Genomic DNA, 25610 nt, shown 5'->3' on the forward strand with positions numbered 1-25610 from the left:
GAATTTATAAGATGAATTTCAATGTACAACTTTGGTTTTAACGGCATAACGTCTACGAAACAAGTAAATAAAAGTTATGCATAAACACAATGACCAAAGCGTTTTTTACATGAATTCTTTTTTAATTATTAACATAAAACATTCAGTAATGAAAAAAATTATGACGAGAATCTTTTCCTTAGTAGGCATTTTACTACTGGGAAGTCTCAAATCAACGGCACAAGTGAATGACGTGTCGTTTATCGTATCTCCCTCTGCAGAATACATTTGGTGGGACAAGGATCTTTCTATTGATAACATGCCGCTTTATGGTGGTAAATTAGGCTTCTGTTTCGGACCGCTTTTTGAGTTGCACGCATTCTATCTGCGTGGCAATGACACCAATGCAAAAGTACGCAGACAAAATTGGCTTACAGACGAAGGATGGGCGAATAATATCAGAGATACCAAGATGGATTTAATTAAGTACGGAGGTGAAATCAAATTGAATCTTTGGAAAAATAGCTATTTTGCGCCATATCTTACAGCAGGTGGTGGAGTTCAACAAATGAAGTACAACTCTTATACCAATGATGCGCTGATGACAGATGTACCTATGAAAGATGAACAGCTCTTTGCTTCGCTCGGTGTAGGTGCTAAGTTTAACCTCAGTCCTCGTGCAGTCCTCTCACTTGAAGCAAAGAATACCATGTTCAATGCCAGCAAAGGTAGCTACTTAATGAGACCAGAGTATGATAAATCTGACGGTGGCAACCACCTATATAATTGGACGGCTGGTGCAACACTTGACTTTTATTTGGGTGGTAGAACTGAAGATTCCAAAGATGCCATCAGTAGAGAATATCGCAATATGTTCTCAGGTGGTCTCAAAGGGCTGAAGTTTGTGGTTGAACCTGCAGTAGCTTATCTTGATTTTGACAAAGATATGCCCATGACTGACACCTATCTCATGGGTGGTAGCGCTGGTTTTGACTTGTCTTCATTGGTAGGTATCCGTGGATTCTACTATCAGGCTAACAAAGAGGCTGACAAACTTTCACTTTCTTTCTCTAAGAATTTGGCATTGTATGGTGGTAACATCATCACTCGCCTTAACTTCCCAAGAGGCATTAACCCTTACTTACAGTTAGGTGGAGGTTATATGAAGGTTGGTGATAAGTATGCCGATGAGAAAGGCAACACCACAGCCGAAAGTTCTCCATTTGTATTTGGAGGTGCTGGTATTGAAATTCCAATCAGCAAGTACGTTGCACTCTTTGGTACCGCCAATGCTATGTTCACCTCTGAAAAGGGAGTCAAAGAAGAGAATATTCAAAGCCCTGATCATATCAACACTAGCATGCTGTACAATGCAGGTTTGAGAATCAACCTCGGATTGGCTGCCGATGGCGAAAAGAAATATAATAAATACGTAAATCGTCGCTTAGATGCACAGCGCGAAGCTTCTAACGAAGAACTGAACGATTTGAGATCACGCTATGATGAAAGAATTGACGAATACGATAGCCAGATTGCGGATTATAACGAAAAGATATCGAACTATGATCAGCAAATGGCTCAGTACGATGAGCGCGTAAATAAGCTCAAGGCTGACTACGAGAAGCGCATTAACAAATTGGACAAAGACTTAGAAAACGCATTGAAAGCTAACGATACCATTCGAGTAACTGAAATCGCACGCCTGAAAACTCGTCACCAGCAAGAACTTGAAAACATTGAAAATGACGAAATGGCTATCAAGCGGAAATTAGTGAACGAACTTGGCGAAAGCAAGGGTAACAATGTGAAGATGACACGTAGTCAGCTCAACGAATTGGTTAACCGTATTGCAAGAGAAGCAAGAAATGACGCACGTAATTATAACTATGATTACGATTACGACTATGACGTAAATTATGCACAGCCACAGGAGTCTTATCGCTCTGTAGCTCCTCAGCAAAGAATTGCTCCCGTTCAGAATAATGAAACAGAGCAACTCAAAAGAGAACTCCGTATCATGAACGAGAAATTAAATAAGGTGATTAGCCAAAGAAATAACGCTGTAGGAACCACTATTGTTACTGACGGTAGCGGCGTCGTTGCTAATGAATTGGCACCTGCAACAGCTTATAATTCTGGCGCTTATCAGCCAACTGCTAACAGAGGCTTGAAGCTTAACCGCATCGGAATCTTCACAGGAGTAGGCTTTGGCGACTTGACTTCTTGGAACATTGGTGTGCGTGGTTACATGCAAATTGCATCAACAAACCTCGACTTTGTACCAGAACTCTATGCAGCCATGGCGGACAACAGCGGAATGGGTATTTCTGCAAATATCATCTATAATTTCAAGATTGCCTCGTTAGGTAAGTTTGAACCTTATGCAGGCTTTGGTCTTGGTATTTTCCACGGTAAGGACACACACTTTGGCTCTAACTTACTCCTTGGTGTAAGCACTGAAATGTTAGGCGGAAAAGTATTCTTTGATTATTCTGCACGTAGCTTGACGAAGCAGAATCAGTTAGCTGTGGGGTATTCATTCACATTCTAAATTGAGACACATGCTGAAAAAACAATATCTGGTAGCACTTGCTCTTCTTGCACTCCCTATCACGTATGCAGATGCGACACCTGTGGTAAGTGTTGCACCTGCTGCAGATGATACCATCATCGTTGATAGAGATGAATTGATGGACGTGCTAAGAAGAGTATCTACCAGTGAAAAAAGAAAAACAAATAGGTCAATGAGGAATATGCGTCAGCAGAAAAGAGAACAAAATTATCATCGGATAAGCCCAGGAAAAACGACACCTGTGTATAATTCCTCTTCGAGACGTGTTGAATACATTCCTTTGTACGAACCTCAAGTTGGAAAGATACAGGGTTATCAACCTTATTTACCAATACAGAACTTGCAGCCAAATTCCTTGGACACGACAGATTCTCAAGATGCTCAACAATTGCAAGAGCAGATTGATCAACTGCAAAAACAAATTGAACTCTTAAGTCAAACGGTGAAAGATCCTGCACTTAGACAGCAAGTTGACTCCATGGCAAAGCAGCAAAATGCGCTACGTGCCAAGAAGGATACGCTCATCATGAGAGCTCCTGCGAATAATCCAACAGAACAATGCTGTCAAGAAAAGGCGCTTGTTGAACCCACTCATCCTGTTAAGGTGACACCTTTTGACACTAATTTAAGACAGGTTTTCTTTGAAATTTCGTCTAATCAATTATCTAAAGAAGCCGAGCATACACTCGATGCGGTAGTAGATGTATTGAAAAACAATCGAAATTTAAAAGTAGAGTTAACGGGATTCTCCAGCAAAGATGGACCAAAAGCTTTTAATAAAGATTTGGCTATGCAGAGAATGAATAGTGTAAGGGCGTATTTAGTCAATCATGGCGTAAATACAAACCAAATTTCTGCACTTTCATACGGCATTGATAAAAAGTCGGAAATGAAAACTTATGCGCGTAGAGTAGAGCTTTGCATCTCTCTATAAGCATTGGTGTTATTCACGAAATCCAAAGGTTGAAGTGTTCGTCCGAATGGACATTTAATTGAAATGTTTAACGACTTGCAATTCAACCTTCACATACTGTAAAAATAACCACTCGTGGTTTTTGCAACAATCGATTTCCCATCATGGGAAGCTTTGTACAAAAAATCGATTTCCATACCATTGCAAAAAGCCCGAGTGGTTATTTTTTATGCTTCAGGATGTACACTTATTGCGCCCTATTCTTCCTCAAGATTACGCAAAAGGAATGAGGACATCATGAACACTACCCTCACATACACATGCTGTTGTTTCATCTTATTGATAAAAAAATCTTGATAGAAGGCCCTATAATCACAAGTTTTTATGTAAATTTGCCCTATTAACCATTATAATAACTTGAAAGATAACTAACCAATGAATGATGTTCATAACAAACCAAAACTACGAAAACCACGCTGGCTTTATACAAAAATAGAAGGTGGTGAAAGGTATGGTTTGGTAGAATCAACGATAGAGCAAGGAGGATTACATACCATTTGTACCAGTGGACAATGCCCGAACAAAGGACATTGCTGGAAGAACGGGACGGCTACCTTCATGATTTTAGGCGATCGTTGCACTCGCGCATGCCGATTTTGTGCAACGCAGACGGGACACCCATTACCTCCAGATGAGCAAGAACCCATAAAAATAGCAAGAGCCGTTAAGGCAATGAATCTGAAACATGCCGTTATCACATCGGTGGATCGTGATGACCTGCCCGACAAGGGTGCTGCACAATGGGCAAAGACCATAAGCGAAACAAGAAATCTGTGCCCTGACACCATTATCGAAGTATTGATACCCGATTACCGAGGAGAACTGTTACAAAAGGTGTTGGCTGCAAAGCCCGATATTGTTGCACATAATCTTGAGACCGTTGAGCGACTAACTCCCTCAGTACGGAGCAGAGCCACTTACCAAAACAGTATGGAAGTGCTGAAAGAAATCGCTGCAACAGGCGTAATGACAAAGACGGGCATCATGGTGGGATTAGGCGAAACACAGGACGAAGTGTTAACGACTATCCACGAAGCTTACCTTGCTGGATGCCGTATGCTCACCATTGGGCAGTACCTTCAACCGTCTCCCAAGCAATTGGATGTACAGGAATATGTTCATCCTGACATCTTCTCTTTATACAAAGCAAAAGCACTCGAGATGGGGTTTGCCAACGTTGAAAGTGCGCCATTGGTACGTTCTTCCTATATGGCAGAGGAGTCGTATGTCAGAATGATGTTAAGAAAAAGAGCAAAGACGGGAAGTTAGTTGTGAAATAAGTCCACAAATGCGATTCCCTTGGATTGTTAAATGGCTTGTCTATCTACCGTAACATGACAAAGTCTCAAAACATATTCCGCAAAGTGTAAAATGAAATGAGAAGCATCCTTGTGACTGAATGCCTTCAAGATGTTTCCCACCATATTTGCGCACAATGTATTCTTGAACAAATGTCACCAAGTGATGCCAGATTAGTCGTGATAATACACTCGTTTCACGCGGTTACTAACGCTCGTGAGTACCTCATAAGGAATGGTCTCAAGAATGTCTGACAACACCGTGACGGGCAGATGTTCACCGAATATCTCAACTCTGTCTCCTTCTTTACAGTCAATACCCGTCGCATCAATCAATGCTACATCCATACAAATATTGCCCACATAGGGAGCACGCTGCCCATTGACCAAACAATAGCCATGCCTGTTTCCTAATCTACGATTCAGTCCATCCGCATAACCTATGGGAATGGCGGCGATAACACTATCATGCGCTATCGTTCCCTTTCGACTATAGCCCACCGTATCGCCAGCTTTCACTTCACGTTTTTGAAGGATAGTTGTCCTTAAAGTACTCACTTGATGAATCACTTGGTTGGTTCTTGGATTGATACCATACAATCCCAAACCTAATCTACACATATCTAATTGGCGTTCTGGGAAGTGTTCAATTCCCGCAGAATTATCCATGTGACGAATAATTTTATGGGTGAATGCAGCTTGCAAAAGCTTGCTACCTTCATCAAACAAAGCAAATTGTTGTGCGGAGAACGAATCAAAGTCATCACTATCCGACCCCACAAAATGTGAAAAGACAGAACGTGGAATGATTGCATTTTGATGTTTCAACCGAGAAATCAATGTCTGCATGTCTTTTTGAGGGTCAAATCCCAAACGATGCATACCCGTATCCAACTTGATATGCACAGGATAGTCTGTAATGCCTTCTTTCTCAGCAGCTTTTACGAGGGCGTCCAATAATCTAAAAGAATACACTTCTGGCTCTAAGTCATAATCGAAAAGCATCTTGAAAGAACTCATCTCGGGATTCATCACCATGATGTTAGCAGTGATGCCATTCTTGCGAAGCGTTACACCCTCATCGGCAACTGCCACCGCTAAATAGTCCACACGATGGTCTTGCAAGGTCTTGGCTACTTCCACTGCACCAGCTCCGTAGGCATCTGCTTTAATCATACACACGAGTTTTGTACCATGCTTGAGCAAAGAGCGGTAATAATTCAGATTGTCGACAATGGCATTCAGATTTACTTCCAAGATAGTTTCATGAACCTTCCGCTCCAGTCTCTCGGTGAGTTGGTCAAAATTAAATCTACGTGCCCCTTTTAACAAGATTACTTCGTCATGGAGTTGCGCAAACACTTCGCTCTTTTCAAAAGCTTCTACCGTAGGGAAGAAGAATTTCTTTGGCGTTTCAATCAAATTCCGATTAGCAGAAAGCTGCTTTCCAATACCAATCAATTGAGACACGCCCCGCTTGACAGCCAAGTTGGACACCTCTTTATATAACTCCGATGGTTGACGTCCGCTCTGATCTATGTCGCTAATGATTAATGTCCGGCTGCGATTTTGCTGATCTGGACGACGGTTCATAAAGTCCAAAGCAATGTCCAAAGAGTTGATATCCGAATTATAGGAGTCGTTTATCAACGTACATCCGTGCTGACCTTCCTTTACTTCAAGTCGCATGGCGACTGGCTCCAACTGCTGCATTCGTTCATCCAGGGCACTCATGGACATCCCCATTTCTAACGCTACCACGGCACATTCGATGGCATCCGCTACAGAAGCCTCATCAATAAACGGTATAGAAAACCAATCCTCGCGTTCATGGTACACATAAGTGATGGTTGTCATCGTTGCTTTCTTTTCCACAGTCTTGATGTAGAAAGGCGCACTTTTATCGCTCATCGACCATGCCAACTTCTTTCCTCGTAAATCGGAATCGTTGACAACCTTTTGAATAATAGGGTCATCAGCAGGATAAACCAAAATTTCTGCATCCTTTAAGAGAATTATCTTCTCCCTGCATTTATCTTCCATGGACGCAAAATTTTCTTGATGTGCATCGCCAATGTTTGTCAACACAGCAATGGTAGGCTGAATCATGTGCTGCAATGCCGCCATTTCTCCTGGCTCACTAATCCCTGCTTCAAAGATTCCAACCTGCGTCTCCTCACTCAGCAACCACACAGACAAAGCCACACCTACCTGCGAATTATAACTCCGAGGGGAACGAGTAACGAAAAACTGCGGAGAAAGTAATTGATACAACCATTCCTTCACCATTGTCTTGCCATTCGAGCCTGTAATACCCACAATGGGAATATGAAACTCCTCACGATGACATTTTGCCAATCTTTGTAAAGCCTTGCAAGGATTTAGCACCCTTAGAAAGTTGGCTTCAGGATACAGATGTTCATAATCCACGGGGACGGATGATACCACAAAGTTTCTAACGCCTCGTCGATAGAGTTCTGGTATATAATGATGTCCATCGTTCCTGTCTGTCTTCAAAGCAAAGAACAGCGTCTCTTCTGGGAAACACAGTGAACGACTGTCTGTCAATAAGAAACCTATTTTGGCACTATTAGAACCATAACGCTGTGCCCCTATTTGCGTTATCACCTCTTCAATATTATAAATCATATCTTTCTTGATTTTCCATTGCAAAGGTAATCTTTTTCTGTATCCTTCCAAAAGAAATGATACAAATAACAATAAAGAATACATTCCCCAAAAGAATAACTTTAAGGATTTGAAAGATAAACAGTTCAAAGAATATCAATATAAGATAAAAGAAGACAAAGAAAAAATTAAGAGACAGAACATCAATTGACGTTTTTTACTTAAATTTGCAAATGTAGTTGCATTTTGAAGTTGAGTCTACTCAATCAACAGTGAGCTTTAGCACGCTTACCTGCAACAGTTCTTTCGTCGACTTGATTTTAGGAAAACAACGACAAACCGAGTTGGGAAGTGGAAAGAACATGCCTCTTAAAATATCAATAGCATTTAACAACAAAAACATTTATAAGTTATGAAACAAATAGATTGCTTTTTACCATACATTGATGAAAGTCAGTACAAGAAACTGCAAAAGGCATTTGAAGATGTCAGCGCATTCGTAACACTTCACGCATTGAAAGACAGCCTTTATCAAACCACAACCATTCAACAAATTGCAAAGGAAACGAAGAGCGAATACTGCTTGCTCATCACAAAGTCCACACCGTTAAAACTGCATTACTTGGCTTTAGAACGCTTACAGCAAATAGCCGAAGACACCAAAGCAGGACTTGTTTATGCCGACCATTATCAATTAAAGGACGACAAGTGTGTTAATGCGCCTGTGATAGACTACCAACAAGGCTCTTTACGTGATGATTTCGATTTTGGATCGGTCTTACTTTTCAATTCAAAAGCATTGAAAGAAAGTTGTCAACGAATGAAGAATTCCTATCAACACGCAGCTTTATATGACCTTAGACTAAAATTAAGTCAACGTTATGACTTGGTTCACGCTAACGAATACTTGTACACAGAAATAGAAGAGGACAACAGAAAAAGTGGTGAAAAACAATTCGACTACGTAGATCCACGCAACCAAGACCGACAAAAGGAAATGGAAAGTGCCTGCACTGAGCATCTCAAGGAGATTGGAGGATACCTCACACCATCTTTCAAGACAGTAGACTTTGTTCATGATGCGTTCGAATTCGAAGCTTCAGTCATCATTCCTGTGAAGAATAGGGAGACTACTATCGAAGCTGCCATACGTTCTGTGCTGGCACAAAAAGCCAATTTTAAGTACAACATCCTTGTGATAGACAACCATTCTACGGATGGTACTACCGAAAAGATAGACCAGTATAAGAACGATGAACGTGTGGTACACATTGTTCCAGAACGTAACGATTTGGGAATAGGCGGCTGTTGGAATCTCGGAATACACCACCCAAAGTGTGGAAAGTTTGCTGTTCAACTTGATAGTGACGACCTTTATCAAGACGAGAACACCTTACAAACAATTGTCAATGCGTTCTACGAACAACAATGTGCAATGGTGATTGGCTCTTATCGCATGACCGATTTCGACCTGAACACGCTCCCTCCCGGCGTGATTGACCACAGAGAGTGGACGCCAGAGAATGGAAGAAACAACGCATTGCGTATCAATGGACTCGGTGCTCCACGTGCTTTCTACACCCCTATTGCACGACAAATTGGATTCCCCAACACGAGTTATGGCGAAGACTACGCCATGGGACTGAACATTTCACGTCATTATCAGATAGGACGTATCTACGATGTGCTGTATCTGTGCCGTCGTTGGGGTGGCAACTCTGATGCTGCGCTCAGCATAGAACGTGTGAATGCGAACAATCTCTATAAAGATCGTATCCGCACATGGGAGTTACAAGCCCGTATCAACCTTCACAAAGAATAAGCGATCATGAGACAATTAACCAAAAACATCAGTCCTTGGGCATGGATACCCACGCTCTATTTTGCCGAAGGCATCCCCTATTTTATCGTTAACAACATATCGGTTATCATGTTCACCAAGATGGGTGTGCCCAATGGCGACATGGCAATGTTTACCAGTTTGTTGTATCTGCCGTGGGTCATCAAACCCCTGTGGAGTCCGTTTGTAGACATTCTGCGCACCAAACGTTGGTGGATTGTGATCATGCAAGCCCTCATGAGCTTGGCTTTCATTTTGCTGACGTTTACCCTTCCACATCCTTCACCCGACATCATCGCTTCGGGCAACACACCTGTGAGCATGTTTACGCTTACGTTAGTGCTGTTTATCATCACCGCCTTTGCATCTGCAACCCACGACATCGCTGCCGATGGATTCTACATGTTGGCACTTAATCCTTCGCAGCAATCGTTCTTTGTCGGCATCAGGAGTACATTCTATCGCTTTGCCTCCATCTTCGGACAAGGCGTTTTGGTGTTCGTAGCAGGATATTTAGAGTTGCACACGGGCAACATTCCGTTGTCGTGGATGATTACTTTGGGCATAACAGGCGTTTTGTTCACCATCATTACCATTTATCACACCTTCTTTATTCCTTATCCTCAACAGGACAAAGGAAAAGTAGGTGCCACAGGTGTCCACGCTAAAGACATCGTTTCAGAGTTCGGACGCACCTTTGCAACCTATTTCAAGAAGCCCGGACTGTGGATAGCCATTACCTTCATGTTGCTGTATCGCTTACCCGAAGCCTTCTTACTCAAAATGGCAGTGCCCTTTTTAGTAGATAACAGTGCTGACGGAGGATTGGCTATGAGCACCCAAGAGGTGGGGTTGGTTTATGGAACCATTGGTGTCATTGCACTGACCATTGGTGGCATCATCGGTGGCATTGCGGCTTCCAACTGGGGACTCAAGAAGTCGTTGTGGCCCATGGCTGCCTGCATGACGCTTCCCTGCTTTACCTTTGTGTACCTTAGTATGTTCCTTCCTCACAACATCATAGTCATCAGTGCTTGCGTGGCTGTAGAACAGTTTGGCTACGGATTTGGTTTCACTGCCTACATGCTATACATGATGTATTTCTCTGAAGGCGAATTTAAGACCGCTCACTATGCTATTTGCACTGCCTTCATGGCACTGAGCATGATGATTCCTGGCATGTTTGCCGGTTATCTGCAAGAGTGGTTAGGCTACGAACATTTCTTCTGGTTAGTCATTGCCTGTTGTGCAGCCACGGTCATGGTTACATTACTGATTAAAGTTGACCCTGAATACGGTAGAAGGCAGACTCATAAAAATGAAGCATAAGATGAAAAAACGGTTCAACTCATCTCTATCAAATTTGTGCTGATGCAGAAAATAGCACGTTTGTATCCCAAACATACGGTGTTGGAGTATGCCAACCAGTAACATTGGCTATCCTCTCTATAAGAAACGTATTTACATTAAATTATAAATCATCATCTATCCTATGAATCCTTCCACACTACTTATTGCAGATAGTGGCTCTACCAAGACCGATTGGCGTATCATTCAACATGGGAAAGAGACACATGCCATTGCCACAAAGGGCATGAATCCTTTCTTTCAAACACCTTCGGAAATGGAAACAGAGCTGCGCTCATCCTTGCTTCCACATCTTCCAGTCACCCCATTTGACGCCATTTACTTCTACGGAGCAGGGTGTACACCCGAAAAATCACAAGTCGTGGCGCAAACATTGCAGCAGTGCATCAAGGTAAAAGACTGCATCGAGGTACATTCAGACTTATTGGCAGCTGCTCGTGGACTATGTGGACACCAGCCTGGCATTGCCTGTATTCTTGGAACAGGCTCAAACTCGTGTTTCTTCGACGGCACAGCGATTACGGCGAATGTGCCTGCTTTGGGTTTTATCTTGGGCGATGAGGGCAGTGGTGCCAATCTTGGAAAGCGATTGGTGGGCGACTTACTTAAAAATCAATTGGACGATGAACTCAAAAACAAGTTCTTCTGCCAGTTCAACACCAGCATGGCAGAGGTCATTGACAAAGTCTATCGTCAGCCTTTTCCCAGTAGATATTTGGCAAGTCTCAATGTCTTTTTGGAGCAAAACCGCACACACGAAGGCATTCATCGGCTGCTTGTCCGGGCTTTTCAAGATTTCATAGAACGAAATGTGATGCAATATTCCTACGAGAAATATGCCATGAATTGCATTGGTACGATAGCTGTGGTCTATCAACCCGAACTTGCCGAAGCAGCTGACAAGTGCGGTGTGAAGCTCGGCAAGATTTGCAAAAGTCCCACAGAAGGGCTTATTCAATATCACACAGAAACGCATTAAACAGTAGAAATATGAGCTTTCAGAAAATTACGGAAGAGACATCGCTTTACAATGACTTGGAGAACAAGTCAGTTACAGAGATACTCAACGACATTAACACCGAAGATCAGAAAGTGGCAATAGCGGTACAAAAAACCATACCACAAGTTGCCAAGCTGGTAGAACAAATTGTTCCGCGCATGAAACGAGGTGGGCGCATCTTTTATATGGGTGCAGGTACCAGTGGCAGGTTAGGTGTTTTAGATGCTTCTGAGCTACCCCCAACGTTCGGTGTACCCAAGACATTAGTCATTGGACTCATTGCTGGAGGCGACACCGCTTTGCGCAATGCAGTGGAAAATGCCGAAGACAACGATGAACATGGGTGGAACGAGCTGGCAGAACACAATATTAACAGCAACGATACCGTCATAGGCATTGCCGCATCGGGTACGACTCCTTACGTTGTGGGCGCCTTGCGCGATGCACGCGAACATGGTATCCTCACGGCATGTATCACCAGCAATCCTGACTCGCCAATGGCAGCCGAGTCGGATATCGCCATAGAAATGATTGTAGGACCTGAATACGTTACAGGAAGTTCACGCATGAAATCGGGTACAGGACAGAAAATGATTCTGAACATGATAAGCACGGCAGTGATGATTAAGTTAGGACGTGTAAAAGGAAACAAGATGGTGAACATGCAACTCACCAACCAAAAACTCATTGACCGTGGTACTCGTATGCTTGTCGACTTATTAGGTTTGGACTACGGTAAAGCCAAAAACCTGCTGATTCTTCACGGTTCGGTAGAAAAAGCATTGGAAGAAGCCCAAAAGCGGCACCAGTAATCATCCTTCAACTTACTATTTGCAGATATGAAAAAAATATTTTTATTACTCTGTGTTGCCCTCGTGGCAACAGTCACACAGGTACACGCCATGGATAGAGCCGCATGCCACGCACAGAAGAAGTGCACTGCCCAAACGCAAACCGTCACCGACAGTATATTGAACGCACCTCACAAATATCATGAGCATTATTACGAAAGGCTGCAACTCTTTGACCATCAGCCAAGCATACAATGCACAGACATTGTGATGTTGGGCAACAGTCTTACCGAAGGAGGTGGCGATTGGAGCCAAAGATTAGGCAAAAACAATATTGTGAACCGTGGCATTAGCGGTGATATAGCCATGGGTATCTACGACAGATTATATCAAATCTTGCCTTACCACCCTGCAAAAATATTCTTGTTGGTAGGAGTCAACGATGTGAGTCACGACCTCAGCACCGATAGCATTGTACACATGATACAAACAGTCATCACCGCCATTCGCACTCAGTCGCCCCAAACACAACTCTATGTGCAAAGCATGCTACCTATAAGAGAAGCAACGGGCAGATGGAAACGGCTCATTGGAAAGACTCCGCAAATACCCGAAATCAATGCAAAGATAGAAGTATGGACCGCAGAACACGGCATTCCGTACATCAATCTGTTCCCCTACTTCACCGAAACCGATACCGCTATCATGCGCGCAGAACTCACTTACGACGGTTTGCACCTCACAGAAGAGGGGTATGCGATATGGACACAACTGTTGAAAAAGTTTCTATAAGGTATAAAAGTGGAATACGAACGCACCCAATGCAGACTCATAAAGCAAGCGTAGAATTCCTCTTTTTGTCCTAATTTTTGACACTTCCGAGACTCCCCCAAATCCTTCGATTTATTAAAGCATTACATTAAGGCGGTTATCTACATGGGTTAACCGCCTTATTTGCATGAGTTAGTCGCCTTATCTCCATGGGTTAAGAATGCTGAAGCATGGGAGGAAGAAAAACAGGGCATTTACTCATGGTCAACATACTACATAACTCTTTATCTATCTGCTTGTTATAAAGTTGAAATATAAAAGCAACGAGCACCATAAAATTTGCAAAAAATGAAGCTGTCAGTTCAATTTTCCTCTCATTTCCGACCAAAAATCAATCGTTATTTTGTAAAAATAATTCACATTTAATTCAATAACAACCAACCTGATTTTATCTTATTCTAACGACACTCCCCACTTCTTTTCCAATGCCTGTATGCGTTCGTGTGTTTGACGAACAAAATCTTGATATGCAATGCTATTGGCATCGAAAGGTCGATGAGCCAAGGCAGCCTTCACGGGTCGCCAATCTTCTATAAACTTCTTAGCCTCATCGCTCAAATAGGTCTCAGAGAAACGTTCCCAAATATAAGAAACAGCCTGATAGGACGGGTGCAACATATCTTCTTGATAAAAACGATAGTCGCGCAGCTCATCGTTGACAATCTCGTAAGCAGGAAAATAGGTTACCGTATTTGGATAACGCTGAGTGAGTTGGTTGGCAGCCAACAACAATGTAGCCTTAGACAGTTGACTGCCATGGTAGCCATATTTGGCATAACGAATAGGACTCACCGTTAGGATAATATGCACGGCAGGATTGCGTTTCTGCAAGCATTCTATGGCTTTGGATAAGTACTCGGTACAGGCATCAACGCTTAACTCTTCCTCACGGAACAAGCGTTGCGGACGCTTTTGGCAGTTGTCGACAATCTCGCCCGTTTCTTTGAAGACATATACGTGATTAGTACCCAAAGTAAACACCGCCACCTGAGGGTTGACCTTGGCACGCTCTACCGTATGCAGGATGCTGGCAGGATTGTACATCACACCATAGGGATTGACTATGGCATTGAATTTTTCTTCTATAAAACGCTTGCCTAAATTATCGGCAAAGCACGAACCAACCAAGAAGATGTGCTCGAATGGAGCAATGGTAAAGGTGGGAGGTTCTATTTGGACAATCGTTCTAAATTGCATACGCCCATACATTTGCTTCTTTATTTGCCTCAACTCATCATGAGAAGTACGTAACCAACTCACTTGAAAATTCATTCTTTGGTCGGTTACAAACTTGCTTTGGCGAAGTTACATATAATTTTTTAAGAAGGTAGGACATCTGATTATTTTTCGTATCTTTGTTGCATTATTTCACTCTTAAGCATGTCTTTTTATGAAAAAACTCTCTAAACCTTCTCTGAAAGACTGGCGTCAACAACTTTTAGCACTTGTGTTACGCTTTCCAAGTTCTATCTTTTTCTGTATCATTACTTGCGCTTCATGGATTTTCCTGAATCATAAGTTTCAGGAAGCAACAGACATCAATACGATGATGGTCTTCCTCATGCTCTACCCTGTTACTGCTTTACTTTTGTCGCTACAACTCCATTTATGGACAGAAGAGTGGCAACAACAAAAAAGAGAGTGGCAAGTTCATCTTGGCATACAAGTGGTTTGGCTCGGCATTTGCGCACTGTTGGCAAACTCTTATACGAATACCATTGAGCAAAGTATTGCTATTGTGGTGCTTGCTACTGTGATGGGTGTTGGTTGGTTTACCATACCCTATTACCAGCAACGCAACGATAGACCCGCTATCAATTTTCTGCTGAACCTCATAGGAGGTTGTAGTTTGGCTTTCGTCATATCGCTTGGCGTGCTGATTGGACTCTCTTTATTGCTAAACTCGCTCACCTCACTGTTTTTGTTAGATATCAAATACACCCTCTATTTGGACTTGTCTGCCGTGTGCTTCACGCTCATCGCACCTGTATTACTCATGGCTTCACTACCACAAGGAGCCAACAAGTTTAGTGAGAGTAATTGGCTACAGAATCGTTTTGGCAATGGGGTGATTCATTATCTCTTGATACCACTACACATGGCATACACCATTACCCTGTATGCATATACCGCCAAAATTATCATTACATGGGAGTTGCCCAATGGTTGGGTGTCTTGGTTAGTGTCAGTGTTAATGCTACTCACTGTCACCATTGTCTTTTTGCTCTATCCTATACATCATGAAAAAGAGGTCAAGAGGTTCGATCAATTCATTGTTCGCTATCTGCCTGTCATTGTTTTGCCCCTCCTCGTATTGATGTCTGTGGGTATTTACAGGCGTTTTAGCGACTACGGTGTCACCATTTATCGGCTATATCTTTTGATATTCAATGTTTGGTGCTATGCCGTGTGCTTGGGACTAATGGTCTGTCGCAGTAGAAGAGTGATTTGGATCATCAACTCCTTTTTAATTGTGTGGGCTTTGATTTCTATCTTTCCCTATAATATCGCCAGTTATACCCGAAACAAATTGACAAGTGATGTAAAGCATCTGGCAGCCCAACAACCAGACATCAAATTGCCCATGAATAGTGTCACCTATGACAAACTATTGCAAGGGCTAAGCTATATAGATGCGAAAAAGACGGACGGGAAGCTATCCTATCTCCGTACAACTTATGGAATGAAGTGTACGGAAGAGCTATTACAACCAAAGGTTGAAACCTTTGGCTACGAGTTTGACAAGAAAGTGAAAAACAACAAAGGGAAACCTGCTTCAGTGCAAAGTATGGTGAGCTATGAATGTAATTTTGAAAAGAGCGATGTGCTTGTATCCATTCCCGCAGGATATCGCCATGTTGCAAATATTGCAGCCTATGACGAAGAGAGTGTCAAAGGATATTTACAAGGTGATTCGATGCGCATTGTGCTTAAAGATAATATGGGCGGTCAGATGATTAACGACGAGTATCTTGTCAGTTTATCAGACCTCGAAGCCATGGCGAATACGGAGAAAACACACGACATCAAGCTTAAAGGCAAGAAGACACAGCTAACCATCACTTACTTTTTATTGAGATACAGGGAAGAGGTGGAAAGGCTGCACATCGTAGGGTATGTGTTTGTTCCATAAACGGTTGTTGAATGAATGGACAACAGCATGAAAAAGTCCGAAAAGCAACCGCGCTTTTCGGACCTTTTTTTATTCAATTGTTTTATCTTCTCAATGCTCGAAATCATTTACTATCTTGAGTTGTCGCACCAGTTTTACGTTGACGAATCTCCAAACCAATGCCCAACAAAATACAGATGACTAACAAGGCAAAGGCAATGTATGCCACCGTCTCTGTTCGATCGACCGATTTGGGGAAGAAACTCAACACCACTTGATGCTTACCGGGCTTCACCTGTATGGCGCGAAGAATATAATTGACACGCCCTACAGGCACCTCTTTCCCATCGACCGTTGCAGTCCATTCAGGATAGTAGTTCTCCGAGAACACCAATACCCCACCCTTTGCCGACTCAACCTCGTAGGTGAGCTGGTTTGGCTCATAGGTCTTCATGGTTACTTGTGCATGATGGTCTTGCTCACAGCTACTGCCCAAGACATCTCTAAACTTCTTGTCAGCAACCGCTTCCGCACGAAGATTGAGCTTGCCCACCATTTCTAATTCCTCATTGGCATTATTAACATAAGTCACCTTGTCGACAAACCATGCGTTACCAAAGGCGTATGGATTTTTTAATGGAACGGTCTGACCGCCTTGCAAAGGCATGATGAAGAATTTGGTATTCAGCATATTCAAGACAGGCGAGATGCTATCCCCGTTCAATTTGGTCATATCGCCTTGCGCTTCGAAAATACTTTTCATTAGTTTCTCCATCTCGGGGGCGATATACGTCTCTATCATTTCTTGGTAGCGGCGCAACTTTGCTGGATGATACCCTCCAATACTCTTGTGGAAATAACTGGTTTCGTTTTCGTTAAAGGTACTCGTCGCAAGGTTTAACACACGGTAATCGAGTTCTTTCGTCTGCAAAATTTGCTGGTCGGTAGGTGTCATTTCAATAGGATTGTTGCGCACACTCTTCTCTACAAACATGCCATCGTTGAGGTAACGCTTGTTGACTTGCCACATATCTACAAGGCACAGCACAATCACCAGCCCTACGAAAGCAGACTTTTTAAGTTTGTTGGCACGATAAAGCAGCAGCAAGAAAGTGCCAATCACAATGATAAAGAACGACCGCCAACAATCATCAGTAAAGATAGCTTGCCGCATTTCACGAAGATTGGCGATTAATTGTCCTTGATACTCCGCAGGAATGCTCTTCATTGCTTCCAGCTCTTGTGCGGAAACAAAATTAGAAAAGAACACACTGGGCATGAGGGCAAACAACAAACAAAAGCCTGCAGTGAGCCCAAAGCTGATATATACATATTTAATCTGCTTATTCAATATCGATGGAGTGTCCAAGATTTTCTTCAAACCTAACATTGCCAACAATGGAATGGTAAACTCTGCTATCACCAAGATGGATGCCACCGTGCGAAACTTCGCGTACATCGGCATGTAATCGATAAAGAAATTGGTCAATGGCATGAAGTTCTTTCCCCACGAAAGCAAGATGGAAAGGACGGTAGCTGCCAACAAAGCCCACTTCATAGGACCTTTGACGATGAACAATGCCAAGATGAAGAGCATCAACACGAATGCGCCAACATACACAGGTCCACTGGTTCCGGGTTGTTCTCCCCAATACTGACCTATTTGTTGATAGATTTGAATAAAATTAGGATCAGCTTTTTTCATAGCCGTCTCATTCTGGGACAGAGGTACAGAAGCTCCTCCCTTGGCATTCGGAATGAGCAGTGTCCACGTTTCACCAATACCGTAACTCCATTGAGTAATGTAATCACGCTCCAAACCACTATTGGTTTGGTTGGCTGTATTCGCTTTTACGAGTTCGCTCTTGCCACGCATAGATTCCTTGCTGTATTCCCACGTGTGGTACAAGTTGCTCAAGTTCATACAAATACCGAGACAGGCAGCAGCAGCACACACTGCCGTTGCTTTACCAAAATGTAGCAGTTGTTTATTCTTAATGGCTTGAACAAGATAAGCTATCACCATGAACAACACCACAAACAGATAATAATACGTCATCTGCACGTGATTGGCTTTCACTTCAAACGCTGTAAACAAAGCGGTGAGAATGAAGCCCCACAGATATTTTCCTCGATACGCAAGCACCAAACCCGCTATCATTGGGGGCAAATATGCCAATGCCATGACCTTCCATATATGCCCGGCAGCGATGATAATGAAGAAGTAACTGGAAAAAGCCCATATAATTGAGCCCAATACAGCCAACTCCTGACGGAAATCGAATGCACGCAGAAGGATGTAAAAGCCTAATAAATAGGCAAAGACATACCACACATTTTCGGGAAGCCACAAATGGTATGCATCCATTACCTTACTCAACGCATCAGTACTCTTATACGAAGGGGCTGTTTGATAGGTGGGCATACCACCGAAAACAGAATTGGTCCAACGGGTTCGTTCGCCTGTTCGCTCAAAATATGTTTGCTGTTCGTGTCCCATGCCACGCCCAGCAGAGGCATCATGTTGGAACAAAATGCGACCGTCCAAACTTGCTGGAACAAAATAAGCAAATGAGATAAGGGCAAAAAGCACAACAGCGGCAACATCTAAGCCATATTTCTTCCAAACTTCCATGATAGTTTTGTTATGATTATATTTTGCCACAAAGATAACAAAAGTTTAGGGCTTAACACGGATTATATTTCCTTTTTTGCTATCTTTGCAAGAAAACGAGAACGATTGGATATGAAGATAGGCGTAATTGTGGCAATGGATAAGGAATTTGTACAATTGAAATCCTTATTGGAAAATAGCCAAATGGAACAAGACAACCATTTGAGTTTTGTCAAAGGACGAATCAAACAAAATGAAATTGTATTGATGCAATGTGGCATAGGCAAGGTGAACGCTGCCATTGGAGCCGTAGAAATGATACATCGCTATCAGCCACAACTCATCGTATCATCGGGCTGTGCGGGAGCTGCTGATACAGCATTGAACCCCAAAGATGTGGTTGTAAGCACCGAGTGTTGCTATCATGATGCGTATTGTGGTAAGGAATGCGCCAAAGGACAAATCATGGGAATGCCAGCAAGCTATGTGTCTCCGCCAGAATTAGTCAACAAAGCGTTGTCCCTATCCTATCACAAAAACATCAAAAGCGGACTCATTGTAAGCGGAGATTGGTTTGTAGACAGTCGGGAAAAGATACAACACATCCTTCAATCATTTCCAAAAGCGGCAGCCGTGGATATGGAAAGTGGTGCGATTGCGCAAACCTGCCACCTGTATCACATTCCTTTTATCTCATTTCGTATCATTAGTGATGTCCCGCTGAAGGATACCGAGGCGTCACAATACTACAATTTTTGGGAACAAATAGCACACGACTCGTTTGAAGTAACGAGAGACTTTTTGCAAAAGATTTAACCAAAACCTCGACAGCTTCTTGCAACAAACAAGAGAAAACGCATCACTCAAAAACTCATCAACTCACAAACTAAAAAACTTAAAGATGAACAAAATACCTTCATTCACCATTGATCACAACAAATTGTTGCGAGGAATTTATGTAAGTAGACAAGACATCATTGGCTCGGAAGTCATTACCACCTTCGACATACGCATGAAAGAGCCTAACCGTGAGCCCGTTTTGCACATAGGTGCCTTGCACACTATCGAACATTTAGCTGCTACTTACTTGCGCAACGATGCACAGTGGAAAGACAAAATCATTTATTGGGGACCCATGGGATGCCTCACTGGCAACTATCTGATTGTGCATGGCGACTTGAAAAGTCGTGATATTGTCGATTTGATGATACACACCTTTGAGTTTGTTGCTAACTTTGAAGGCGAAATACCGGGCGCACAAGCCCAAGATTGTGGCAACTATTTGCTGCACGACCTGCCCATGGCACGCTACGAAGCGCATAAATTTCTAACTGAAGTGTTGGAGAAAATAGAAGAGAAAAACTTAATTTACCCGAAATAAATGGTGCGACGTGTTTGTCCAAATACATCCTTGACAGCGAACAACAATATCCCGTAACGACAGATAAGCATGCAAAAATTTTTCTTTATTCTTTTGTTTGCTTGCATTGGCACAAGCCTTTCTGTGAATGCACAACGCAAGATTGTGGTGTACGATGCCGAGACCAAAGTACCCATGCGCAAGGTTTGGGTTTGGGCAGACACGCAAAAATGCGATTCAACGAACTATCTTGGACAAACGACGATTCCCCAACAGTTTGACACGCTCACTATCATCAAGCCCAAATATTTACCCCTTCGCATCCCTGCCCGAATGGTAGGCGACTCTATTTCGATGATAAAAGACGAAAAGATGATAGGCGAAGTAGTTGTTTATGGAAAGGATATGCAGACACAACTCAACAAGACGATTCAAGGATGGATGAAAGCCGATGCCAATGAACGAGCCATGTTAGCCCCCTCCTCTGTCGGTGCATTCGATTTCTTCTCAATGTTCGACTTCAAAGCTAAGAAGTATCGAAAGCAAAGGCAACGCATGCTCAACTCGTTCAAACAAATGGACAAGCTGGACGAAGACCCGATTATCCAAATCTATAAGGAAACACAAAAAGAGCAACAGCAAAAGAAGAAATAACTCAGAAAGCGTCAGAACCAAAACAACTCAATGGGAAACAGCTTCGTCTCCATTGAGTTGTGAACTTTCAAAGCATTGATAACCTATTTCAGCGTCTTATTTTTCACGCTGTGAGAGCTATCAACTTGTTATCAAAATATGGATAGCAAGATGACGATTTTTTAGTTATTCATCAAGTTTGTTCAAGGCATAGACGTAGGCACCTAATGCGATCGATTCGCTCGCCCCATTTTTCGATACGATGACCCCTATTCGCTTCATCGGGTCGTAATCAACCTGAACGCTACTACCAGGCACATTAATCTTCACAGCGCCACCCCTTGTAAAGTCCGCAAACTGTTGCTCGTCCTCCAAGTTGTACACTTTCATTTGCATGTGTCCTACCTCCTCGCCATTCATCATTTTAAGTTTGCTGTTCATTTCGCCTACCAAAGCTGGCAAGATGTGGGCTGACGCCTTCGAAACACCTCCACCAATAACGACCAATCCATCGACGATGGTATCAGCCATAGCAATGGCATCGCCTGCCATCTCACCAAACTCTGCGAAGCTCTTCTTGGCAGCATCCACATTGCCGTCTATCTTTCCTGCGATAATATCATTGATGTCCTTGGGTTCAAGTTCACGCACATCGCCAGAAAGCTCACGATATACACGTTTGATAGCACGGATGGCAACGCTATCCTCCACAATATATGCAGGATATTTTTTGTTACGAAAACACCAAATATCACCTCCCAATCCATTATCTCCAACCAACAATTCACCATTGATGACCACACCAGCACCGAAACCAGTGCCGAACGTGAGACCTAAGAGATTGTTAAACCGCTTCGGACTGCCCGCTTCTTCCAGTCGATTGTTGACCAAAGGCAATGCTCCTGCCATAGCTTCGCCATAGGCGAATAAGCTTCCATCGTTATTGATAAAAACAGGCATGCCAAAACGTATTTGTAAATACGGACCCAAAGCCACACCTCCACGGAAAGAAGGAAAATTGGGCAAATCGCCTATGATGCCGTTCTCATAGTCGGCAGGACCAGGGAAAGCAAAGCTAATAGCCGAAGCATCCATAGGAATAAGGTGTTGTATTTTCTCAAACCCTTTGACTAACTGACCTAAACAGGCATTCAAATCGTTTGCCATTGATGGCAATGCAAAAGGTTCTATAATCTGCTCACCGCCCTGCATCGCCGAAAAAACAAAGTTTGTTCCACCAGCATCGAGGGTCATAATAATACGTTTGTCGTCTTTGTAATTCATTTGTTTAGATTTATAATTCAAGTTGATATAATCCGTGACTTCTCCTCATCGCCTCATCATAGGTCGAAAGTGTAGCCAACGGTAAAGGAAAATACCTTGTTTTTATAGGTTCTGTACTCATCTTTATTGATTTTCAGCAAGCCGATGTTATACCTTGCGTCCAACAACACATTCCCATATTCGTACGAAATACCCACAGGAACGGAAACATCTATGCGCTTCATGTTGTCCGTCATATCGTATTTGCTTTTGTAGTCATATAGCAAATTTCCTTCTTCATCCTTTTCATAATGGGTTTTACCTTCCTTGTCCGTGTAGAAACGCGATTGAGACGAAAAGCCTTTGGCAGACAGCAGATAACCAATTTGTAGACCTGCATTGAAAGAAAGACCACTTAGAACATAATCATGCAGCATCACTGGCAACTGCAAATAATGGAATTTCCATTGAAATCCGTTAAATGCATGATGAACATTTTTATCATCTATGCTCTCGAACTCTGGAAAATCCATGCCCTGTCTACTATAAAATAAGCCAGCAGAAGCAGCAACTCGTTCTGTTATCTGATTTTGAACGTCTAAACCAATGATGAGTCCTTCAAGGTATTTGGATTTTAAACCAGATGAGCCTTCAAAACCTTTCGCTGGATTATCCAGCACAGTTACATCAAAACCACTGATGTTTGCGAAGTTCACTCCAACTTTCGGAATCAGTGACCACGTGCCAACAGTGCCTTGTGCCCAGCCGAACAAAACACTTAATATCAAGACAAAGGTTACTAAAAACTTTTTCATAAGTAAACGATTTATAGGAAAACGAAAATTACACCTATTTTATTATAATAATGGGAGCAAAATATTCCTACACCGTCTGCGCGTTATTAATTAGCACTTCCATTAAATCACTTTTGAATCCAATAAAGAAAAAGCTGGAGCTAATTCAGAATAACGATGACTCATCATAAAAAATGAGAGAGTGCACCATAAATATAACTATGATGCACCCTCCCCTTTTATATTAAATGAGTACATGCTGGACTTGCGATTGTAGCCCAGCATACGAAATCTAACTAAAAGAATAGATATCTATTGTCCTCAATATTAGCTTTCAATATCAACTCATTCATAAAGTTGCCAGCGTATTGTAAAGCTTTCTGACGTGTCTTCTGTTCTTCTGTCTTAGCCTCAAACTTGCCTGGACGCATCGTACGACCTGTTACTTCGAATACATAAACACCTGCATTACCTTTTACTGGTTTCGAAGAGAATTTACCCTTAGCAGTTGCAGCCACAGCTCCACTCAAAGCAGGTTCGCTTGCTCCAACGCTCATCACAAAGACAGGAGCTGCGAAAGTAATTTGGTTAACGGCATCAACCTTTGCTCCTTTGGCTTGTGCAGCAGCAATATTCTTCACATCTTTAGCCTTTGCCATGAGCAGTTCAGCCTTTTTGTCACGAAGTACTTCAGCTTTCAAAAATTCTTTTACCTGTGGATCGTCATAAGAACGATAGCCCTTTGGATGAATCTTATCCAATACTACCAATAACAACTGGTCGTTATTACCACACTCGTACATTGGGGAAATTTCACCTTCTTTTGCATCAAAGAGCCATTTCATTGCCTCACGAGTCGCATTGATTCCTACAAGCGTGTGTGTTGAAGTAGTAATATCCTTTGCATCCTGTACCGTGTACCCACTTGACTTAGCATTCTTTTGGATTGATTCTGGGGTTTGGTTAGCACTTACGAAGGAGCTAAATTTGTTATATGCCTTAGAATAGGTGTCCTTTGAGAAATCAATCGTCTTCTTTATCACAGCTGCTGTGTACTTATTAATCATCGCTCTGCGATCTACAACTTGAACAATGAGGTTACCTTGTCCTATCTTAATGTTCTTTAATTCATTAACTCCTGAATTATTCAACGTACCAATATAAGTCTTGGTATCTGCATCTAAAGAAGGAGCATTCTGATACTGTGCAGTTGTCATCCATACCTTTTCACCACTCTGACCATATTTTTTGGCAATGGTCTCAAAAGCAGCGCCAGCATTCAATGCTGTGTAAATGGAATCAGCTCGTTTCTGAGCCTCTGCAGAAGTTTTACCAATTACCTGGATTTGTCGATATTGAACAGAATCAGGCAGCAACTGCTTAGATATAAGTTTGACAACATTCATCGAATTGTCCATCTTTGTTTCAAAAGGTCCATAAGTCTGTCCAACAGCCATGGAGTCTAACTTATCAGCAATATCATTAGGATAGGCTGTCTTAGCAACAGGGATTCCAAGATAATTCACCAAAGAAGTGCTCTTGCGAACAACGTTTGCGGGTTCTGAAGCTGCTGCTAAATCTGTTGTATATTTCTTGAAAGACTGCTGCAATTCGGCACGGTCTGCTGGAGAAGACTCAACACGAACAGTTACATATTTGATATCGCGGCTTTCAACATTTTGCTTAAAGCGCTCTTTCAGTTCGTCATATTTAGCCTTTAGGTCAGCATCCTGAACCTTTATCTTACTGTCATCAATGGTGGAATAAGCAAAAGTAGCGAGTTGAATCGAACTTTCTTCGTTCTCCTCTTTATAAGAAAGTTTGGCTTCTACTGGATTCGACAAGATACATCCTGCCAATAAACTCTGATATTTCTGTGCTAAAATTTGCTGACGCAGTGTACGTTCGATAAAAGTCCAGTATTTATAAAGAGTTTGGTACTGTGCTGCCATTTGTGGATTGGCAGTTTGTTGCGTTTTATAATCAGCAATAAACTTCTTCAACGAATTGACATCAAACCTTCCCGTTTGTCGATTAACAAATGGAGTTTGCATCAACATGGGGTTGGTACCTTCAGCTAAAATGTTTTGAAGTTCAGCATCTGTCACTGTCAATCCAATTTTTTTAGCTTCATCTTCCACAACTTTTGTCTGGATATAGGTCTGCCAAACCATATCTTTAACTTGATTCATCTGCATCTCATTGAGATTATCAACACCTTGTTGCATTTTTATCACTTCGGTGTACTCATCAATGAGTTTTTGGAAGTCTTGGACATTGACTTTCTCTCCCAACACTTTACCTACTTGCTGACGCTGATCATTACGAGAAGCTTCACATGATCGGAATCCCTCTTCTGCAATAAAAGCAAAAAGGCCTAATCCAATGATGCTTATCAGAATCATACCTCTCTTACGAATTTTTCCTAATGCTGCCATTTTTTATTTTAATATTTATTTTATTTTTATATTCTTTCAATGAGCCTTCAAACGCCTATCACACCTATCGCAGCGTACTTCGTTCTGGTGCTTATGCATTCAAATGCGTACAAAAA

At 42.3% G+C, this 25610-nt stretch carries 18 protein-coding genes; 12 read left to right on the forward strand and 6 right to left on the reverse strand.

Annotation, left to right across the window (positions count from 1 at the left end; genetic code table 11):
- The first annotated feature begins 148 nt into the window (after positions 1–148).
- From BN35_RS09435 to lipA, 3 genes are all read left to right on the forward strand, one after another.
- Entirely contained in the window at positions 149–2530 is a 2382-nt protein-coding gene (locus BN35_RS09435) for an outer membrane beta-barrel protein (protein WP_025072573.1), read from the forward strand.
- A 10-nt stretch (positions 2531–2540) separates the two neighbouring features.
- Complete coding sequence (locus tag BN35_RS09440) at positions 2541–3485, forward strand: OmpA family protein (protein WP_025072572.1); 945 nt, start codon at positions 2541–2543, stop codon at positions 3483–3485.
- A 414-nt stretch (positions 3486–3899) separates the two neighbouring features.
- Positions 3900–4793: a lipoyl synthase gene (gene lipA, locus BN35_RS09445; protein WP_025072571.1), complete on the forward strand. Its 894-nt coding sequence runs from the start codon at positions 3900–3902 to the stop codon at positions 4791–4793.
- Positions 4794–4996: 203 nt separating this feature from the next.
- Here lipA and BN35_RS09450 read toward each other — a convergent pair whose 3' ends face one another.
- Positions 4997–7471: a bifunctional UDP-N-acetylmuramoyl-tripeptide:D-alanyl-D-alanine ligase/alanine racemase gene (locus BN35_RS09450; RefSeq protein ID WP_025072570.1), complete on the reverse strand. Its 2475-nt coding sequence runs from the start codon at positions 7469–7471 to the stop codon at positions 4997–4999.
- Positions 7472–7862: 391 nt separating this feature from the next.
- Between BN35_RS09450 and BN35_RS09460 the strand changes: the two genes are divergently transcribed.
- From BN35_RS09460 to BN35_RS09480, 5 genes are all read left to right on the forward strand, one after another.
- Positions 7863–9272, forward strand: coding sequence for a glycosyltransferase family 2 protein (locus BN35_RS09460; protein ID WP_025072568.1), 1410 nt, complete (start codon positions 7863–7865; stop codon positions 9270–9272).
- A gap of 6 nt (positions 9273–9278) precedes the next feature.
- Positions 9279–10619, forward strand: a complete 1341-nt coding sequence (locus BN35_RS09465) for an MFS transporter (protein WP_028901185.1) — start codon at positions 9279–9281, stop codon at positions 10617–10619.
- Positions 10620–10782: 163 nt separating this feature from the next.
- Complete coding sequence (locus tag BN35_RS09470; RefSeq protein ID WP_025072567.1) at positions 10783–11637, forward strand: acetate and sugar kinases/Hsc70/actin family protein; 855 nt, start codon at positions 10783–10785, stop codon at positions 11635–11637.
- A gap of 11 nt (positions 11638–11648) precedes the next feature.
- Positions 11649–12470, forward strand: coding sequence for an N-acetylmuramic acid 6-phosphate etherase (gene murQ, locus BN35_RS09475; RefSeq protein WP_025072566.1), 822 nt, complete (start codon positions 11649–11651; stop codon positions 12468–12470).
- Between the two features lie 27 nt (positions 12471–12497).
- Positions 12498–13241 carry a GDSL-type esterase/lipase family protein gene (locus BN35_RS09480; protein ID WP_028901186.1) on the forward strand — a complete coding sequence of 248 codons (744 nt, stop codon included), beginning with the start codon at positions 12498–12500 and terminating at the stop codon, positions 13239–13241.
- 432 nt (positions 13242–13673) lie between these two features.
- Here BN35_RS09480 and BN35_RS09485 read toward each other — a convergent pair whose 3' ends face one another.
- Positions 13674–14477 carry a GSCFA domain-containing protein gene (locus BN35_RS09485; RefSeq protein ID WP_025072565.1) on the reverse strand — a complete coding sequence of 268 codons (804 nt, stop codon included), beginning with the start codon at positions 14475–14477 and terminating at the stop codon, positions 13674–13676.
- A gap of 193 nt (positions 14478–14670) precedes the next feature.
- Between BN35_RS09485 and BN35_RS09490 the strand changes: the two genes are divergently transcribed.
- On the forward strand, positions 14671–16413 hold the full coding sequence (locus BN35_RS09490) for a DUF4153 domain-containing protein (protein ID WP_051275197.1): 1743 nt from the start codon (positions 14671–14673) through the stop codon (positions 16411–16413).
- A gap of 103 nt (positions 16414–16516) precedes the next feature.
- Here BN35_RS09490 and BN35_RS09495 read toward each other — a convergent pair whose 3' ends face one another.
- Positions 16517–19027 (reverse strand): YfhO family protein, encoded by a 2511-nt coding sequence (locus BN35_RS09495; RefSeq protein WP_025072564.1) that lies wholly within the window; start codon positions 19025–19027, stop codon positions 16517–16519.
- A gap of 111 nt (positions 19028–19138) precedes the next feature.
- On the opposite strand from BN35_RS09495, the gene BN35_RS09500 reads away from it, so the two are divergent.
- The 3 genes from BN35_RS09500 to BN35_RS09510 all read left to right on the forward strand — a co-directional run bounded on the left by BN35_RS09500 (position 19139) and on the right by BN35_RS09510 (position 21020).
- On the forward strand, positions 19139–19822 hold the full coding sequence (locus BN35_RS09500; protein WP_025072563.1) for a 5'-methylthioadenosine/adenosylhomocysteine nucleosidase: 684 nt from the start codon (positions 19139–19141) through the stop codon (positions 19820–19822).
- Positions 19823–19907: 85 nt separating this feature from the next.
- Positions 19908–20387, forward strand: a complete 480-nt coding sequence (locus BN35_RS09505; protein ID WP_028901188.1) for an S-ribosylhomocysteine lyase — start codon at positions 19908–19910, stop codon at positions 20385–20387.
- 69 nt (positions 20388–20456) lie between these two features.
- Positions 20457–21020, forward strand: a complete 564-nt coding sequence (locus BN35_RS09510; RefSeq protein ID WP_051275198.1) for a hypothetical protein — start codon at positions 20457–20459, stop codon at positions 21018–21020.
- A 165-nt stretch (positions 21021–21185) separates the two neighbouring features.
- Here BN35_RS09510 and BN35_RS09515 read toward each other — a convergent pair whose 3' ends face one another.
- From BN35_RS09515 to BN35_RS09525, 3 genes are all read right to left on the reverse strand, one after another.
- Entirely contained in the window at positions 21186–22283 is a 1098-nt protein-coding gene (locus BN35_RS09515) for an ROK family protein (RefSeq protein ID WP_028901189.1), read from the reverse strand.
- Between the two features lie 56 nt (positions 22284–22339).
- Positions 22340–23077: a porin family protein gene (locus BN35_RS09520; protein WP_025072561.1), complete on the reverse strand. Its 738-nt coding sequence runs from the start codon at positions 23075–23077 to the stop codon at positions 22340–22342.
- 275 nt (positions 23078–23352) lie between these two features.
- A complete protein-coding gene (locus BN35_RS09525) occupies positions 23353–25494 on the reverse strand; it encodes a peptidylprolyl isomerase (RefSeq protein WP_028901190.1) in 2142 nt (713 codons plus the stop codon).
- Positions 25495–25610: the final 116 nt, after the last annotated feature.

The sequence above is a fragment of the Hoylesella timonensis 4401737 = DSM 22865 = JCM 15640 genome, from assembly GCF_000455445.1.
GTDB lineage: Bacteria > Bacteroidota > Bacteroidia > Bacteroidales > Bacteroidaceae > Prevotella > Prevotella timonensis.